Annotated in this window: 16 protein-coding genes and 1 pseudogene; 15 read left to right on the forward strand and 2 right to left on the reverse strand. The window is 58.2% G+C overall.

Features of this window, described 5'->3' with window-relative positions; genetic code table 11:
• Positions 1–67 precede the first annotated feature (67 nt).
• From ACW9UQ_RS12175 to ACW9UQ_RS12205, 7 genes are all read left to right on the forward strand, one after another.
• Positions 68–556: a flagellar basal body-associated FliL family protein gene (locus ACW9UQ_RS12175; RefSeq protein ID WP_458931293.1), complete on the forward strand. Its 489-nt coding sequence runs from the start codon at positions 68–70 to the stop codon at positions 554–556.
• Between the two features lie 12 nt (positions 557–568).
• Positions 569–961, forward strand: a complete 393-nt coding sequence (locus ACW9UQ_RS12180) for a hypothetical protein (protein ID WP_458931294.1) — start codon at positions 569–571, stop codon at positions 959–961.
• 32 nt (positions 962–993) lie between these two features.
• Positions 994–1533, forward strand: coding sequence for a MotE family protein (locus ACW9UQ_RS12185; protein WP_458931295.1), 540 nt, complete (start codon positions 994–996; stop codon positions 1531–1533).
• A 73-nt stretch (positions 1534–1606) separates the two neighbouring features.
• A complete protein-coding gene (gene motA, locus ACW9UQ_RS12190) occupies positions 1607–2476 on the forward strand; it encodes a flagellar motor stator protein MotA (RefSeq protein WP_458931296.1) in 870 nt (289 codons plus the stop codon).
• A complete protein-coding gene (locus tag ACW9UQ_RS12195) occupies positions 2473–5001 on the forward strand; it encodes a hypothetical protein (protein ID WP_458931297.1) in 2529 nt (842 codons plus the stop codon). The genes motA and ACW9UQ_RS12195 overlap by 4 nt, the downstream gene beginning before the upstream one ends.
• A 275-nt stretch (positions 5002–5276) precedes the next feature.
• Positions 5277–5633: a rhodanese-like domain-containing protein gene (locus ACW9UQ_RS12200; RefSeq protein WP_458931298.1), complete on the forward strand. Its 357-nt coding sequence runs from the start codon at positions 5277–5279 to the stop codon at positions 5631–5633.
• 131 nt (positions 5634–5764) lie between these two features.
• Positions 5765–6604: a MipA/OmpV family protein gene (locus ACW9UQ_RS12205; RefSeq protein ID WP_458931299.1), complete on the forward strand. Its 840-nt coding sequence runs from the start codon at positions 5765–5767 to the stop codon at positions 6602–6604.
• Positions 6605–6834: 230 nt separating this feature from the next.
• Here the strand turns inward: ACW9UQ_RS12205 and ACW9UQ_RS12210 are convergent, their stop codons facing one another.
• Positions 6835–7692, reverse strand: a complete 858-nt coding sequence (locus ACW9UQ_RS12210) for an ABC transporter permease (protein ID WP_458931300.1) — start codon at positions 7690–7692, stop codon at positions 6835–6837.
• Positions 7693–7760: 68 nt separating this feature from the next.
• Here ACW9UQ_RS12210 and cysQ point away from each other — a divergent pair, with 68 nt between their 5' ends.
• The 8 genes from cysQ (at position 7761) to ACW9UQ_RS12250 (ending at position 16586) form a co-directional block, all read left to right on the forward strand.
• Entirely contained in the window at positions 7761–8561 is an 801-nt protein-coding gene (gene cysQ / locus ACW9UQ_RS12215) for a 3'(2'),5'-bisphosphate nucleotidase CysQ (RefSeq protein ID WP_458931301.1), read from the forward strand.
• Entirely contained in the window at positions 8558–9358 is an 801-nt protein-coding gene (locus ACW9UQ_RS12220; RefSeq protein ID WP_458931302.1) for a 3-deoxy-manno-octulosonate cytidylyltransferase, read from the forward strand. Before cysQ ends, ACW9UQ_RS12220 begins: the two co-directional genes overlap by 4 nt.
• Positions 9355–10557, forward strand: coding sequence for a glycosyltransferase family 2 protein (locus ACW9UQ_RS12225; RefSeq protein ID WP_458931303.1), 1203 nt, complete (start codon positions 9355–9357; stop codon positions 10555–10557). The genes ACW9UQ_RS12220 and ACW9UQ_RS12225 overlap by 4 nt, the downstream gene beginning before the upstream one ends.
• 214 nt (positions 10558–10771) lie before the next feature.
• Entirely contained in the window at positions 10772–11665 is an 894-nt protein-coding gene (gene galU / locus ACW9UQ_RS12230) for a UTP--glucose-1-phosphate uridylyltransferase GalU (RefSeq protein ID WP_458931304.1), read from the forward strand.
• A 33-nt stretch (positions 11666–11698) separates the two neighbouring features.
• Entirely contained in the window at positions 11699–12682 is a 984-nt protein-coding gene (gene galE, locus ACW9UQ_RS12235) for a UDP-glucose 4-epimerase GalE (protein ID WP_458931305.1), read from the forward strand.
• Positions 12679–13881 (forward strand): glycosyltransferase family 4 protein, encoded by a 1203-nt coding sequence (locus tag ACW9UQ_RS12240; protein ID WP_458931306.1) that lies wholly within the window; start codon positions 12679–12681, stop codon positions 13879–13881. Before galE ends, ACW9UQ_RS12240 begins: the two co-directional genes overlap by 4 nt.
• A 24-nt stretch (positions 13882–13905) precedes the next feature.
• Positions 13906–14925: a glycosyltransferase family 2 protein gene (locus ACW9UQ_RS12245; protein WP_458931307.1), complete on the forward strand. Its 1020-nt coding sequence runs from the start codon at positions 13906–13908 to the stop codon at positions 14923–14925.
• Complete coding sequence (locus ACW9UQ_RS12250) at positions 14922–16586, forward strand: DUF5927 domain-containing protein (protein ID WP_458931308.1); 1665 nt, start codon at positions 14922–14924, stop codon at positions 16584–16586. The genes ACW9UQ_RS12245 and ACW9UQ_RS12250 overlap by 4 nt, the downstream gene beginning before the upstream one ends.
• Before the next feature lie 12 nt (positions 16587–16598).
• On the opposite strand, the pseudogene ACW9UQ_RS12255 reads toward ACW9UQ_RS12250, so the two are convergent.
• Positions 16599–16735 (reverse strand): annotated as a pseudogene (locus tag ACW9UQ_RS12255) (IS630-like element ISSpo6 family transposase); the annotation flags it as partial.

The following is a 16735-nucleotide window of genomic DNA, read 5'->3' on the forward strand; positions in this document are numbered from 1 at the left end:
GGCTTAAGAATTGGTTAGCTCTGCTGTGGTTAATACCGATGCCAACAGGTTTGGCGGAGGAACGCAGATGACAGATCAACAACCGGATCCTGAGGCCGAGGATGCGCCAGCGCCCAAGGGCGGAGCCAAAGGTATAGTGATCGCTCTGATCGGAGCGCTGGTCGCTGGGGGCGGCGGGTTTTTTGCGACCTATTCAGGTATTCTCGACAGCCTGCTTGGCGGCGGGCATGACACAGCGCATATGGCTGAAGATGCCAATGTTGCCTTTGTCCCACTGGAGCCTTTGGTCGTTTCCCTGGGGCCGCGGGCCAATGCAAGATTGCTGAAATTCACTGCCGAGCTGGAGGTCGCGCCGGAACATGTCGGCACCGTTACGGCAATGATGCCCCGCATTCAGGATGTGCTGAACACTTTCCTGCGCGCGGTGGAGGAGGACGAGCTGGAAAAGCCCGGCTCCCTGACTTTGCTGCGCGCGCAGATGCTGCGCCGTATTCAGATCGTTCTGGGCGAGGACCATGTCCGCGATCTGTTGATTGTCGAATTTATTCTCAGCTAGGAGGGCTGACCGATGGAGTTTATCGCCGACGGGCTTTTGATCGCAGCTGCGGGAACGGCCGCGCTTTATTGCTGGGTGTTGTCGCGCAAGCTGAACGATCTGCGCAATCTTGACAAAGGGCTGGGTGGTGCTATCGCCAGCCTGTCCGCGCAGGTGGATGAAACCCACGCCTCACTGCTGGAGGCAAAGAAATCAACGCTGGAGCGGACCAAACACCTGTCCGAGCTGACCTCGCGCGCAGAAATAGCCGCCGGTCGGCTGGAGATGCTGCTGGCCACCGTCCACGAAGGCGATAAAGCGCGTCCCGTGCCAACCGAGAAAGTCGCCGCCAAGCGGGAGGCACGGTCCACTGATGACGATCTGCTTACCGCGTTGCGCGGTCTGGCAGGCGTGTCCGGCTCATGATTGGCCGCTCCCTTCCCCGGCGCGGCCATGCCATGGCCCTTTTGATCGCCTGTTTCCTTGTTTCCGGCGGCCTGCGGGTGCTGACCGTTGGCCAGGCCTATGCCGAGCAGGCCGGGAATGCGCCGGAAACTCCGGAAATGGCGGCAGTGGATTGCCCACCTCCCGAAGATGCCGATGTGCTTTTGACTGTCGTGCAGGAACGGGCGCAGCAACTGGATGAACGCGATGCAAAGATGGCAGAGCGGTTGGCTGTTCTGCAGATTGCTGAGGCTGAGTTTGAAAAACGGCGTGACGAACTGATTGCCGCCGAGGAAAAGCTGGCCGCGACCCTGGCCATTGCCGATAACGCGGCAGAGCGGGATATCCAGCAACTGACCGCAGTTTATGAAGAAATGAAGCCCAAGAATGCGGCAGAGATTTTTGATTCCATGGATCCCGCCTTTGCCGCAGGATTTCTGATTCGCATGGCTCCGCAATCGGCGGCGAATATCCTTTCGGCGATGGACAAGAACACAGCCTACACCACCAGCGTGATCATGGCGTCCCGCAATGTCGGTGCCCCCAAAGAATAGCGCGCGCTTGAGGAATTCTTAAGCACCTCGCCCCTAGGGTGAGACATCCAACCCAGTTGAGAGTGTCGGACATATGCTTGGTTTTGTCGGGATCGGTATCGTCTTTGTGATGGTGTTCGGTGGTTACATTATTGCCGGTGGCAAGATCGGCATCATCATGGCCTCCCTTCCATTTGAGATGATGATGATTGGCGGGGCAGCCGTTGGCGCATTCGTCATCTCCAATGACATGGGCGGGATAAAGGGCACGATGCGCGACGTCGGCAAGGTGTTCAAAGGTCCGAAATGGCAGGCGCAGGATTATCAGGACATTCTGGTTCTGATGTTCCAACTGATCCGTATCGCCCGACAGAACCCGATGGAGTTGGAGGGTCATATCGAAGCGCCTGAAGATTCTGCCCTGTTTCAGGAGTTTCCCCGCATCCTCGCGGATCATGAAGCGGTCGAATTGATCTGCGACACGATGCGATCTGCCGGTATGAACTACGATGATCCGATGCAGGTCGAAGAAGTGCTCGACAAACGGATCGAGGCGACGACGCATCACGCCGAACATGGTGCGCACGCGCTGCAGACAATGGCCGACGGCTTGCCTGCGCTGGGTATTGTTGCGGCGGTTTTGGGTGTGATCAAGACCATGGCCTCGATCGACCAGCCGCCAGAGGTGCTGGGAAAGATGATCGGCGGCGCGCTGGTTGGCACGTTTCTTGGCGTGTTTCTGGCCTATGGTCTGGTGGGTCCATTCTCCACCAAGGTGTCGCAGGTGGTTGCGGAAGAATCGCATTTCTACAACCTGATTCGCGAAGTGATGGTCGCCAACCTGCACAAGCACCCGCCCAATATCTGTGTTGAGGTTGGGCGCCAGAACACCCCGCATCAGTACCGTCCTTCGTTCAACGATCTGGACGAAGCCGTCCGCTCACAACGGAAGGAGGCCGCATGACCCGGTTTCTGACTATCCGCATCTGTTTGATCGCAGCGCTCTGGTCGGGGGCCGCCGCTGCGCAGCCGGTGATACAGGTGCGCGCGGCCGAACACCCGGGCTATTCCCGCCTGATTGTCCCTTTGCCCGGCGATGCAACATGGGTCATCAGCCAGGATGGACCTGTCAGCACCGTTGTTTTCCCGGGCTTGCGGGCCGAGTTTGATTTGTCCGGCGTATTCAACCGGATGCCGCGCACTCGCGTTGTCGCCCTGGCCAGTCGCAACACCGCGCTTGGCACTGCCCTTGATCTGACCCTGACCTGCAGTTGCGAGGTTAACGCCGAACGCATCGGCAGCCGTTTTCTGGCTATCGATGTCAGCCGCGAAACCTCAGCAAACGCACCAACCGCGGCTCGGCGTGTCCTCAATCCGTTTGCTGTGCAGGATGAGGGGGCAGAGGCTCCCCCATCCAAGCCTGCAGCAGAGCAAAGTGCAGATGCACAAGAGATCGCAGAGCCCACGCAGTCTGATGTTTCTGAAGCCGCTCTCGCTGATAGGCCAAGGTCTGACGCCGAGATGGCAGAAATGAAGCCATCTGCGGCCAACGGCACGCCGAATACGATGCCGTCCACGACTACAACCAAGACCACGGAGGCAGACGCGCCGCTCACCCAAGTACAGCGCGACCTTCGGGCGCAGTTTGCCAATGCTGCAGCTGAGGGCCTGCTACAACTCGCTGAGCCACAGGTCACGCCGCCGTCCACCTACATGCAGGAACAGACGGTTCCTGATCAAGTACAGGGTGCCGACCAAGCAGAGGACGAAAATGAAGAGCAAGGTGACGACACAGCCCAAACCCCAACATTGGCGCAGCTGGCTGCAAGATTGGCTGATGCCCAGATCAAGACCCGCTTGCCGCTCGCTGTTTCCGATATCGCGGCGGAGACAGCGGAAACCCGGCCCGCCTGCAATTCCGACATGGCGCTGAATGTCGCACGTTGGGGCAGCGGCCTGCCTATGGTCGAAGAGATTGGCATGATGCGCCGCGATGTGGTTTCAGAATATGGCACAGTTGATACCGAAGCGGTCGCGGACCTTGCGCGGCTTTACCTTCTCAACGGTTTTGGCCGCGAGGCAAAGGCGGTTCTCAGCCTCGCCTCCGGTGCCCCCCGTGATCATGATCTGCTCGCTGAACTTGCAGATGTCATCGAAGGGCAGCCGGTTCCCTCGGATGGCGTATTAGCACGTTCCGGTGATTGCGAGGGGCGGATCAGCATGTGGCGCGCTGTGGCTGGTTTCGAAATGCTGGACCGCGAAACCGAACGGGGCGACGCCATCTTGCGCGCGTTCTCGGAACTGCCGCCGGAACTCCGCCGAATTGCTGGCCAGAACATCGCCAGCCGGGCGCTGGACGATGGCCGGATCGAGGCGGCAGCCAGCATCCTGGAAATCCTTGACCGCACCCCTGGTTCCCGGGGTGCCCTTGAAAACATCGCCAGGGCGGAGCTGTCAAACGAGTTGGGCGAGGTGCGTCGTGCAACAACGCTGATAGCAGATGTCGAGAGTACGAACGTCGCCGAACGTCGCGAGGCGCTGCTTATGCGCGCGAGAAGCGTTCTTGATGAAAGCTCAGAGGTGCCCGGAAATCTGATCTCTGATCTGGCCATTGAGCAACGCCTGCTGCGCGGCACCGACGAGGCAGTCACGATTTCGCTTGTAATGGCCGAATTGGAAACCAGACGTGGCCAGCCCTTTGTGGCACTCGATATTCTGGAACAAGATCATGTCATCCGCGCGGCCCCGATTCCCGAAGCCGCCCGCAAAATACTGGACGAGATGGATCCGGCATCCTTGAGCGAGGGCGATTATGTCCGCCTTGTCGCCCGTGGTACCAAGTATCTTGGCCGCGACGGGTTTAGCGAGACCTTGCGCACAGGCTTTGCCAGGGAACTTAACATGCGCGGATTACCCAATATGGCGCTTGAGATTTTGAAGGCATCAAAGGCAATGCCTACAGCAGAGCAACGCCTGCTGCGCGCTGAACTCGAGATAGCATTGAGCATGCCGCGGGATGCCTTGGAAACGCTGGCAGATATGCGAGGAACCGAAACCGCACAGCTAAGGTCGCACGCCCACCTTCTGCTTGGCTCGCCGGCTGGGGCTTTCCAGTCACTTGCCGATCTGCCGCAATCCAACCCCCAGCGCAATAAATTCGCGGCCCTGTCGCAGAACTGGTCCGAGGTTAAACCAGATGCCCTTCCGTCGTCCTTTCGGGGTTTTGCCGCATCGTTTTCTCTTGAGGCTGCAGAGAATGCCGACATCCAGCAGAGTGGGTTGGAAGGGGCCGCTACTGATGAAAGCGAGGCGATCGGTCAGCCTGCCCAAGCAATTTCTGATAAGTCGCAGGTTCCGGCAACGGGTAGCAATAGGGCGGGTCGTTCTGAAGGCGAGGTTGAGATCAAGCTGACAAGTTTGAAAGATGCGCTTGCTTCGACGATTGAGCTGCGCCGTGCCGCGAGCAACCTTAGTGATGAACTTCGCTAGATTGGTAGCTGTAACAGGGTGTGGCTATAATAAGCATTAGAAATGCTGAATATATAGATCTTACTATCAATCCAATCATTTTAAACCCGAAGTAATTGGATGTGCTGGATCGAATTTCTAACAATCGGACACGTCTGCAGCGGTTGCATTTGCGACAATGCTCATTCCAATACGCTGCAGGCCGAGAAGCCCGGAGATCATGCTTCGTTCCAGAATTATTGCCGCTGAATTGGCCATAAGGCATGCTATGAGCAAACCGCTACGGAGCCTGGATAATGACTGATCTAGAAAATTGGACGCCTTCTCAGGTGCATGGTGCGCTGGCTGCGGGCCAGATTGTATTGATCGATGTCCGTACACCGCCAGAATACATGATGGAACATATCGAGGGTGCCTTGCTGATGCCGATGTCCCTTTTCAGGGCCGAGGCTTTACCAACGCAGGACGGCAAGCGGATTGTTCTCCATTGCGGCTCTGGCGTGCGGTCGCAGCGCGTCGTTCACCTGGCTATGGAGGCAGGGCTGGCACCGCTGGCGCATCTCGAAGGTGGTTTCGCGGCATGGAAACAGGCGGGGTTGCCCTATATCGGCATTGATATGGGAACGGGCGGGCCAAAAAAGATGGGTGGTTAGAGCGGCCGCACATTGTGCGGTGCCACCATCTGCGTCATCCGGGCAACGTTTGGCAGCATCGTCGTAGCGGCCCCTTGGCCCGTTTGCCGGAGACGGTTAGCCCGGAGGCTGAAACAAAGCGGAGCCCAAACATGCGCCTGGTCCTCAAACTGACTGTGATGATGTGCATGGTGTTTATGCCAGCCCGCGCTGAGGATTTGCCGTTATGGGAGGCGAAGCTGGGCGGGTTTGGGGTCTATATCCCGGATTACCCGGCCTCTGGCAACTATCGCCTAAAAGGTCTGGCCTATCCCACGCTGGTTTATCGCGGAGACGTGTTGCGCATCGGTGGATCGTCCGCAGCGAAGGTCGTGCCATTCCGCAATCCGCGCTTTGAGGTAGGGATTTCGCTGGATGCGGCCTTTGCCGCTGATAGCGATGGTAACCCGCTACGTCAGGGTATGCCCGATCTGGGTTTGATCGGCGAAGTGGGTCCCGAACTGGTGTTTCACGCAATGACCCTGGATGCAGGATCCAATCATGAAGGAACGATTGACCTGACACTGCAGGCCCGCGCGATGCTGACATTTCAAGGCCAGGAGGGCTTGCGTTATCAGGGTGTGGTGATTGAGCCCGGAGTACGGGTACGCAAGAATTTCGCTAACGGGATTAAATTGCGCGCCTCTGCCGGGCCGATCTTTGCCACCGAAGGGGTGCATGACTATTACTATGGTGTCGCCCCGGCCTTCGCGGCCCCGGGACGCCCGGCCTACAATGCGCGCGGCGGTTATCTTGGCACGGAGGCTGGTGTCGGATTGACAGTTCCGGTTGGCGAACGGCTGAACCTGTGGAGTGGGGTTGGGCTTGGCCATTATGCTGGTGCGGCTAACCAGAGCAGCCCCCTGTTCGAGAAAGAGCTGACGGGCTATGCTTATCTTGGTGCAAGTTTTGTGCTGTTCAAAAGCCGCCGGCAGGCGACGAGGCGGGACTAACGCACTCGGTAGTCAACCTAAGGCACAGAATTTGTCGAAGCATTCTAGGTAAATCAAACAGACGGATTATCGTCAAACGGAAAGAAGGATTGGAAAAATGGTGGCAAGCGTAGGGGTTATGGGCCTGATATTCCTTGGAGTGACGGCAACCAATCTGTCTGGTGCGATCATTGCCGTGCCGTTGATGGCGATATTTTTCGGCGTTTAAAAACAATATAAGCCTGCGCAGGTCAGCTTTTCGCCTGGCCTGTGCTCAGGCTGACTGTACGACGCAGCCAAAACTCGATCATCAGACCAATGACCAGCCCAACGCCAACAAACACAAGCGGGTAGGTTATTGAGGTGTTCTTGGGATAGTAGTTGATGAACAGCGCGCCGCGCAGTTGGTCGATGCAGTGGAACAGCGGGTTCCAGGCGAAAAACGGCAACAAGGCTGCAGGGATCGAGTTGCCAACAAAAAATTTGCCGCTCGTGATCATGTTGCCGCGCTGGTAGACCATTGAGATCATATTCGATAGCCGCGGCAGAAATGGCTTTAGTGACAACATCAACAGCCCGACAACGATCCCGCTTGCCCAGGCCAGCAATATCGGCAAGGCGACGCCTGCAGGGTTGTCGACCTCTAACGACCCACCCAGCAAGTAGTAACATGTAAGAATAACAATGGCTGCGAGCGAAAAAAGATACAGCTTGGACAGCGCCCCGGCGAGAATCACGATCGACGGAACCATTGGCGCATGCGCCATCATGCCACCAGCAATTTGCGAGGCATTTGATACGCCGTTTATGGTCTGATTGTGCAAAAAAAATAGAAAAATCCCGCTGACCAGAAACAGAAACGGATCGCCGCGCAGATTTCCGCCGCCAAAACTGAGCAGCGAGAAAAGCAAATAGAAGATCAGCACCATTGCCAGCACCTGGCTGATCGCGTTCAGAAGCCCAAGGATAGGATTGCCGCCACTTTGCAGCCGTACGTTACGAACTGTCGTGTGAAACAGCAGTTCGAAATACCGATGCGCGGCCTCGGCATAGCTTTCGGTGCGTTCGCTGGTCGTCATAAGCAGGCGGGTCCGTGTGGATTGCTGCACTTTGGTCTGCCAATCGTAAACAAGTCGCTGTAAAAGAGCCAGCAAAGACAGCGCCAAGGGACCAGGCAATGGATATGGACAGATTGATCACCGCCCTCAGGCGGCTTGCGCTTCAGGCCGGGGACGAAATCATGCGGATCTATGAGGCCGATGATTTCGCGGTGAAGCTGAAGGGCGATCAAAGCCCGGTGACAGAGGCTGACGAGGCGGCTGATCGGCTGATCTCGGCCGGGTTGAGGGCGGAGTTCCCGGATATCACACTGATCACCGAAGAACAGGCCGCCAGCCATGACTTGCAGGCTGACACATTTCTGATTGTCGACCCGCTGGATGGGACCAAGGAATTCGTGCAGCGCCGGGGGGATTTCACCGTCAATATCGCGCTTGTGGAAAATGGTGTGCCAACCCGCGGTGTGGTTTACGCCCCGGCGAAAGGCCGCTTGTTTTACACAGATGTAAGCGGTCAGTCTGTAGAGGAAACTGGCCCGCTGGACCCCGAACATCCCGGCGCGACCACGCCCATCACAATCAGCCAACCAGACAATGCTGCGCTGATCGTCGTTGCCTCAAAGTCGCACCGCGATACCGCGACGGAGGATTATATCAATCGATACAGTGTCGCGGATAATGCCGCCGCCGGGTCATCCTTGAAATTCTGTCTGGTCGCGACGGGTGAGGCCGATCTTTATCCCCGCTTGGGGCGCACCATGGAGTGGGACACCGCTGCGGGGCATGCGGTATTGCGCGGGGCTGGTGGAAACGTGGTTCGGTTCGATGATCATACCGACCTGACCTATGGCAAGCCGGGCTATGAGAACCCGTTTTTCATCGCGTTTGCCCCTGGCGTTAACCTGGTAGATCCCGCATGACCGTCGCCATCGTTATCCCTGCGCGCTATGCCTCGACCCGCTATCCGGGTAAGCCGCTGGCCAAATTGCGCGGTGCCACGGGTCAATCCAAAAGCCTTGTGCAGCGCAGTTGGGAAGCAGCGGGGCAAGTTGCTGGTGCCGACCATGTGATAGTGGCCACCGATGACGATTGCATCGCCGATCACGCGGTGGGCTTCGGCGCAGAGGTTCTGATGACGCCCGAGACCTGCCGCAACGGCACGGAGCGCTGCGCGGCGGCGCTGCATCAATTGCCCGCCAGCACGGAGATTGTGGTCAACCTGCAGGGCGACGCGCCTTTGACCCCGCCCTGGTTTGTCGAGGCGCTGATCGCTGACCTTATGGCCGCGCCCGACGCTGATGTTGCCACCCCGGTTCTGCGTTGCGACGCGGCCGCCCTGAACGGATTTCAGGAAGACCGCAGCATGGGCCGCGTCGGCGGGACGACCGCCGTTTTCGACAATGAGCACCGGGCGCTCTATTTCTCGAAGGAGGTCATACCCTATACTGGCCGCAGCTTCACCGAAGACGAGGACATCCCCGTTTTCCACCATGTCGGCGTCTATGCCTATCGCCGCGCCGCCCTAGGCGCTTATGCCGGCTGGGCCGAGGGGCGCCTGGAAAAATGGGAAGGGTTGGAACAATTGCGCTTCATGGAAAACGGCGTCGCTGTGCGCTGCGTAGAAGTTGAGGCAAAGGGCCGCGCGTTTTGGGAGTTGAACAACCCGGTGGATGTCGACCGGATCGAGAAAATTATGAAATCCCAAGGCATTGAATGACCGATACGCCGCCGGTCAGCGTCATTGTCGTCAGCTATCGTCGACCGGACCACCTGCGGATCTGCCTGAAAGCGTTCGAATTTCAGGACTACGGAAACTTTGAACTGATTGTGGTCAGCGACAAGCGGCCCGAAACCCCGCTGCCGGTCCGCTGGCAGCATTTTGATCTGTGTAATATTTCGGCAGCACGGAATGCGGGCCTCGTCATGGCGCGGGGTCAGATCGTGGCGTTTTGCGATGATGATGCGGTGCCGGAATATCGGTGGCTGCATCACCTTGTGCAGCCCTTCTCGGACCCGCAAATCGGCTTTGTCGGCGGCTTTGTGCGCGGGCGTAACGGGGTCAGCTTTCAATGGCGCGCGCAGATGATTGACCCGCTTGCCATGGATCATCAGGCAGTGGTGCAGGATGCCCCATGGACCCGTTTCGACCCTGATCCAAAGCGGGTTCTTAATACGGTTGGCACAAATTTTGCGCTGCGGCGCGATACGGCGATAGCGCTGGGCGGGTTCGACGGAGCCTATCATTACTTTCTTGATGAAGCGGACATCTGCATGCGCCTGTCAAAGGCAGGTGTTTCCGGGGCTATTGTGCCACTGGCGCAGGTGCATCATGGTTTTGCGGCTGGTCCTTACCGCTCTGTCCATCGGGTCCCGAGGAACCTAATGCAGATCGGTGCAAGCACTGCGCATTTTCTGTCTCAGCATTGCCCGGCAGAGATGCGGGCAACTGCCCTGCAAGCAGCGCGTGACCGTCAGCGACAACGTCTTCATGGTTTTCATCATTTTGGTTTGCTGAATGGCGGGAAATTGCGAGGGCTTTTGCAAAGCTTTGATAAGGGAGCAGCAGAGCAGCGCCAAGCATATACGCCTGTCCTCGGGGCTGAAAAGACCGCGCTGGACCCAGTGCCGGTGCATCCGCGCCAAGCATTCATGCTGACCTGTGGCATGTCCTCTGCAACCGCACGAGCAGAGGCAGCACATCTGGCAGGCGAAGGACAGGCTGTGACGCTGCTGCAGGTTCTGCCAACGCATAACAATCTGACGGTAAGCTACCAGCCAGAGGGCTATTGGCTGCATCAGGTGGGACATCTGGGTCGTGATGCGATGCGCGGCCCGCGCCGCTGGAACAGCACTGCAGACTGGGAACGGCTGGAGCGCGCGCGTGTCGCATCCGTGCGCGGCTTACCGCCGGTATAGGATCACGAATTTAACTGCGATACGCGCCCAGACCCGCGTCACAATTTTGTAGGTTGGCTCCCACTGTCCCTTTTTCGACAGTTTGGTTATAGTTAATCGCAACAAGCGGTTGGCAGACTGATTGTTGCCATATTTTTTTCAACTTTGGTGTGTTTTTAAGGCTGCACGGTCGGGATCGGGGGGCCTCGTCGGATCGAAATGAAGGAGAGCGTTCTTGGCGCAAAAAGTTCAGAAAGCCGTTTTTCCCGTTGCAGGTATGGGAACACGGTTCCTGCCCGCAACCAAGTCTATCCCAAAGGAAATCCTGTCGCTTGTCGACAGACCGTTGATCCAATACGCGATTGACGAAGCGCGTGAGGCCGGGATCACTGAGTTCATCTTCGTCACATCCCGGGGCAAGTCCGCGCTTGAGGATTATTTCGACCGCGCACCGGAGCTTGAGAAAGCTCTCAAAGCCAAGAATAAAACGGCTTTGCTTGAGGTGCTTGAAACCACAAATATGCAATCGGGCGCCATCGCCTATGTCCGACAGCACGAAGCACTTGGCCTGGGCCATGCGGTGAATTGCGCGGCGCGGTTGATCGGCGACGAACCCTTTGCGGTTCTGCTGCCTGATGATGTTATCTCTGGCGGCGAAGGCTGCCTTAAGCAGATGGTTGATGCCTATGCGGATGTCGGCGGCAATATGGTTGCAGCGATGGAAGTACCTGAGCAGAGCGTGCCGTCCTACGGTATTCTGGATGTTGCGCGGAATTCGGGGCAGGTCGCACATGTCCAAGGTATGGTTGAAAAACCCAAGCTTGAAGAGGCACCGTCCAATCTGGCGGTGATCGGGCGGTATATTCTGACCCCCAAAGTTTTGCAAAATCTTGGCCAGGCCAAGGCCGGGGCTGGTGGAGAAATCCAGCTGACGGATGCCATCGCCCGCGAGATTGAGGAAAGCAACAACGTCACCGGATTCCGCTTTGCAGGGCAGCGCTATGATTGTGGCTCTAAGGCTGGGTTTTTGCAGGCGACTGTTGCCTTTGGTCTGGAACGTGCCGATCTGCAGGACGAATTCCGCAAATTCCTGATCGACACGGTTGCGCATTCGCAGGCTGCGCAATAAGCCCGGTGTCGATCGGCGACCGGTAGGGGCAGTATGGCGACAATTCTGGTAACAGGCGGGGCAGGCTATATCGGCAGCCACGCGTGCAAAATGCTGGCAGAGGCAGGGCATCTGCCCGTTACCTATGACAACCTTGTCACTGGCTGGCGTCAGGCCGTGCAGTTCGGTCCGATGGAAGAGGGTGACTTGTGCGATCGGGCGCGGCTGGACGCTGTACTGGCCGACCACCAGCCTGAGGCCGTGATGCATTTCGCGGCGCTCTCGGATGTTGGCCAGTCGATGCGTGAACCGCAGCGGTATTGGCGCAACAATGTTGTCGGCTCCATGACTTTGCTGGATGCTGTGGTTGCGGCGGGGGTTAAAACCTTTGTCTTCTCATCCACCTGCGCGACTTATGGTGATCAGGATGGGGTGATGCTGGATGAAAGCTGTGCGCAACACCCGATCAACGCCTACGGCGCGTCGAAACGCACCATTGAGGATATGCTAAAGGATTACGGCCGCGCTTTTGACCTGCGCCATGTGTCGTTCCGCTATTTCAATGTTGCTGGTGCCGATCCTGACCGCAGGATTGGCGAACATCACCGTCCCGAAACGCATCTGATCCCATTGGCGCTGGATGCCGTAACCGGGCGGCGCGCGGCGCTGACGCTGTTTGGTACCGATTACGCTACACCGGATGGCACCTGCATCCGCGACTATGTGCATGTTACCGATCTGGTTGATGCGCATATCCGTGGGCTGGATTACCTGCGCAGCGGCGGCGACCGGACCGTGTTCAATCTGGGCACGGGGCGCGGATTTTCGGTGCGTGAGGTGATTGATACGGTCGGGGCGGTCACAGGCGAGGTTGTCCCAGTGATCGACGGCGACCGGCGGCCCGGTGATTGCACGGCGTTGGTATCCGGTAGCAAACTGGCCGAGGACGTGCTGGGCTGGCGGCCAGAGCGGTCCCAGCTTGAGACGATGATTTCGGACGCGTGGGGCTGGCATCAGGGCGCGGGGTACAGCGCTTGAATGATATCCTTGTCGACATCACCCGGTCGGTGTCGCGCGTCGCGCAGCAATCGTTTTCGGGTGTCGACAGGGTAGAGCGTGCCTATATCGAACACGCTTTGGCATCAGATGCCCGTGCCTTTTTCCTGACGCGCATTCTGGGTGGATATGCTTTGCTGACGGCAGAGGGGATGCAGGCCTTCATCCCTATTCTTGACGGCAAGGCAGAGGTCGACCGCGCCGATCTGTTCAGCCAACTGGGCCGCCGCCAATCACCCTTGCTGCGCCGGGCGGAAAGCACAATCCGGCGGCTGGGCCGGGGTATGAAGGGAAAAGCGCGCCTGCCAGCGTTGTTGCGCGCGCATCTGAGGCCGGGGTTTGACTATTTCAACACTGGCCATTCCAACCTGATCGAGGCGACAATGACAGGGGTCCGGGCCGCCGGGGCTGGCCGGATTTCCGTGCTGATCCATGACATTATCCCGCTGCTGTTCCCCGAATTCACGCGTCCACAGACGCCAGATCAATTTCGCAAGCGGTTGGTCTGCGCAGCCAATCATGCCGATCTGCTGATCTATAACTCTTGCGACACGCAGCGCCGGGCCGGCCAGTGGCTGTCTGACCATGGCCGAACCCCTGCCAGTGTTGCCGCGCCGCTGGGGGTAAGCCTGCCAGAGTTGCCACCCGCAGCCCCTGCAGAAAAACCCAGCTTTGTCGTTCTTGGAACGATTGAGCCACGTAAGAACCACCTGCTTTTGCTGAACATTTGGCGTCAGATGCATGACGAAATGGCTAAGGATGACATCCCGCATCTGCACCTGATCGGCCGCCCCGGTTGGGAGAATGAGAACATCCTCGATGTGCTGGATCGTGCGCCCTTCATGGGTCAGACGGTATTCAACCACGGCTATCTCAGTGATGCACAGATGGTGAAGAAGGTGTCCGGTGCGCATGCGCTGTTGTTCCCATCCTTCGCCGAAGGATACGGCTATCCCCTGGCAGAGGCGCTGGCCCTTGGCAAACAGGTGATCTGCAGCGACCTGCCCGCCTTTCGCGAGATTGACAACACGCGCCCGGTCTTTCTGGACCCGCTGGACGGCCCGGGATGGAAAAAGACGATCCTGGATCTGGCCACCGCGCCGCCGCGTGTGCTGACCGGGTTCAAAGTACCTAACTGGGATACGCATTTCGCGCAGGTCTCAGCGGCCCTTGCCCCATGACTGCACTGCCCTAAACTGCTTGGCATGGTGTTTCAGCTTCTCAATCGAAATTCCCGCGCGCTTAGGACTGAACGGCTTTCCTGGCGGCGGCGGGCATTCCTGCAGGGATTTCAGCTTAAGCCTGTTGTTGTGAGCAATGCCTTGATCCGTAAACCGGGCGTCCTGTGCTTTTCGACCTTGCGCAATGAACGTATACGGCTGCCCTATTTTCTGGACTACTACCGCAAGCTTGATGTGTCGCATTTCCTGATTGTCGACAACGGGTCGGATGATGGCAGCCGTGAGTATCTGGCTGAACAGCCCGACGTCTCCCTGTGGACGACAACGGCCAGCTACAAGGCGGCGGGTTTTGGTATTGACTGGCTGAACGCGTTAAAGACCCGCTACGCGCATGAGCGCTGGGTTCTGGTGGTCGATGTGGATGAGTTTCTGGTCTATCCCTATGTCGACAGCCGCCCATTGCCCGCCCTGACCGATTGGCTGGATGCTAACACGCACCGCAATTTCGGTGCCATGATGATTGACCTGTATGGGAAAGATGGCATCGCTGAGACACCCTATCAGGAGGGCGAGGATCCGGTTGCGGCCCTTGGTTGGTTTGATGCAGGCAACTACACCTACAGCTATAATTCCTGGCATGATAATCTGTGGATACAGGGCGGACCGCGTCAGCGTGCGTTCTTTGCCGATGATCCCAAGGCCGCCCCTGCGCTGAACAAGACGCCCTTGGTCAAGTGGCGCCGCGGACATGTGTTTATCTCATCCACCCATACGCTGCTGCCACGCCGCATGAACCGTGTCTTTGATGATGCCGGGGGGGAGCGGACCAGCGGGGCGCTTCTACATGCGAAATTTCTGTCCGTTTTTGCTGACAAGGCAAAGGAAGAGGTTCGCCGCCGCCAGCATTATGCCGAAAGCCGAGAATATCTAGCCTATCGCGACAAGGCAGAACAGACGCAGCTTTGGACCGATGCCTCGACCCAATACCGCGACTGGCACCAGTTGGAGCAGTTGGGCCTGATCTCAACCGGGGGATGGCTGTGATCGGGTTCATTCTGATGGCGCATGAGAACCTTGGTCGGGCAGCGGCGCTGGCCGGTCATATCGCGGCGCATGACATCCCGGTGGTGCTGCATGTCGACCGAAAGGCGGATGCGGCAGAGTTTCAGGCGTTGCAGCAGACGCTTGGTGACAACCCACTGATCCGTTTCGCACCACGTATGTCCTGCGAATGGGGGACTTTTTCGCTGGTGCAGGCAACCTTAGGCGCCGCGCAGATCATGCTGGAGGCTTTCCCGGATGTCGGGCATGTCGGGCTGATCTCTGGGTCCTGTCTGCCGATCAAGCCGATCCCGCAGATCCGCGATTTTCTAGCGGATTTTCCTGACACGGACTTCATCGAAAGCGTTTCCGCGAAAGAGGATGCATGGATCGTGGGCGGTCTGTCCAGCGAACGGTTTACCTTGTACTCTCCGTTCTCCTGGCGTCGGCAACGCTGGATTTTTGACCGCTTCGTTGATCTGCAGCGTAAGCTTGGGGTCAACCGTGTGCTGCCCGGCGGGCTGGAGCCTTTTATCGGCTCACAATGGTGGGTGCTATCGGCAGGGACGTTGCGGCGTATCCTTGATGATCCCGACCTGCCCACAATCAACCGTTTCTTTCGCTGGGGCTGGATCCCGGACGAAACCTATTTTCAGTCGCTGGCGCGGAAACATGCCCGCAAGGTGATCTCTAAATCATTGACGCTGGCGCGGTTCGATCCGCAGGGAAAGCCCTTTATTTTCCACGACGACCATTTGCAGGTTCTGCTGCAGTCAGAGGCGATGTTCGTGCGCAAGATCTGGCCCGGCTCTGACCGGCTGTATGCCGCGCTGCTGGGCCCGGATCTGGCGCAGATGCAGCCTGCCCGGCCTGATCCATCAGCGCTGGACCGCATGATGCGGCGCGCGACCAATGTGCGGGGCAAAGGGCGGCGTGGATTGACCAGTCAAAGCCGCTATGTGGTCAAACAGGCTGATCATGTCAGCGCGCGGCCCTATTTCGTGTTTGACGGGTTTCAGCATCTGATCCCCGATTTTGTCGCCGCCCTGCAAAACGATCCAGGGATCGAAATGCATGGTGCGCTGTTTGAGCCTGATCGGGTGGAGTTCAAAGGGCAGGTGTCGGTCTTTGCCGGAAACCTGACCGACAGTCCGCGGTTGCGCGACTATCATCCGCAGCAATTCCTAGCCAACCTGATCTGGGCGCGGCGGCGCACGCCGCAGGGTATGGTCATGCGGCTGGACCGGTTGGCCCCAATCACGCGGCATATTCTACGTGATCGAAACGCACAGGTGTTCCGCATACCCGAGCTTTGGTTGCTGGATGCCTTGTCAGGAACCGGCGGCGATAATGCTGATTTTCAGGCCCGGCTGGCGTTGCGCCGGCTGCAGCAGGATAAGCTGCGCGCCTATCTGGCGTGGCATCCGCGGCCAGGGGCAGATGTGCTCAGTTTCGATGTGACGGAGTTTCTGGTCAGCCCAGGTGCTGTGCGCGACCGTCTATCGCAGCACATCCCTGCGGCCAGCGCGCTGCTTGATCTGATTGATGCGGACAAAATCCGCGCCCATCTGGCCGCGCAGATCGCAGTGATTGAGGCAAATGGCCCAACCGTGACGGGTATAGCGGAGTTTGAGGACCTTAAGCGCCTGGTTGGGACGCTTTAGAGCACCGTCCATTTAATCTGCAACATACCTGGCAGCCTTGAAGAGATTTCGGCACTCGTCTGGTGGGAAGAGGTCGCATGTTTGTGCAACGGATTTGAAAAGCGCTTCGAAGGTGCGGGCCTTGAGCCTTCGGAGGTGTGCCTTGAGTT

This window comes from Halovulum sp. GXIMD14793, from assembly GCF_054457435.1.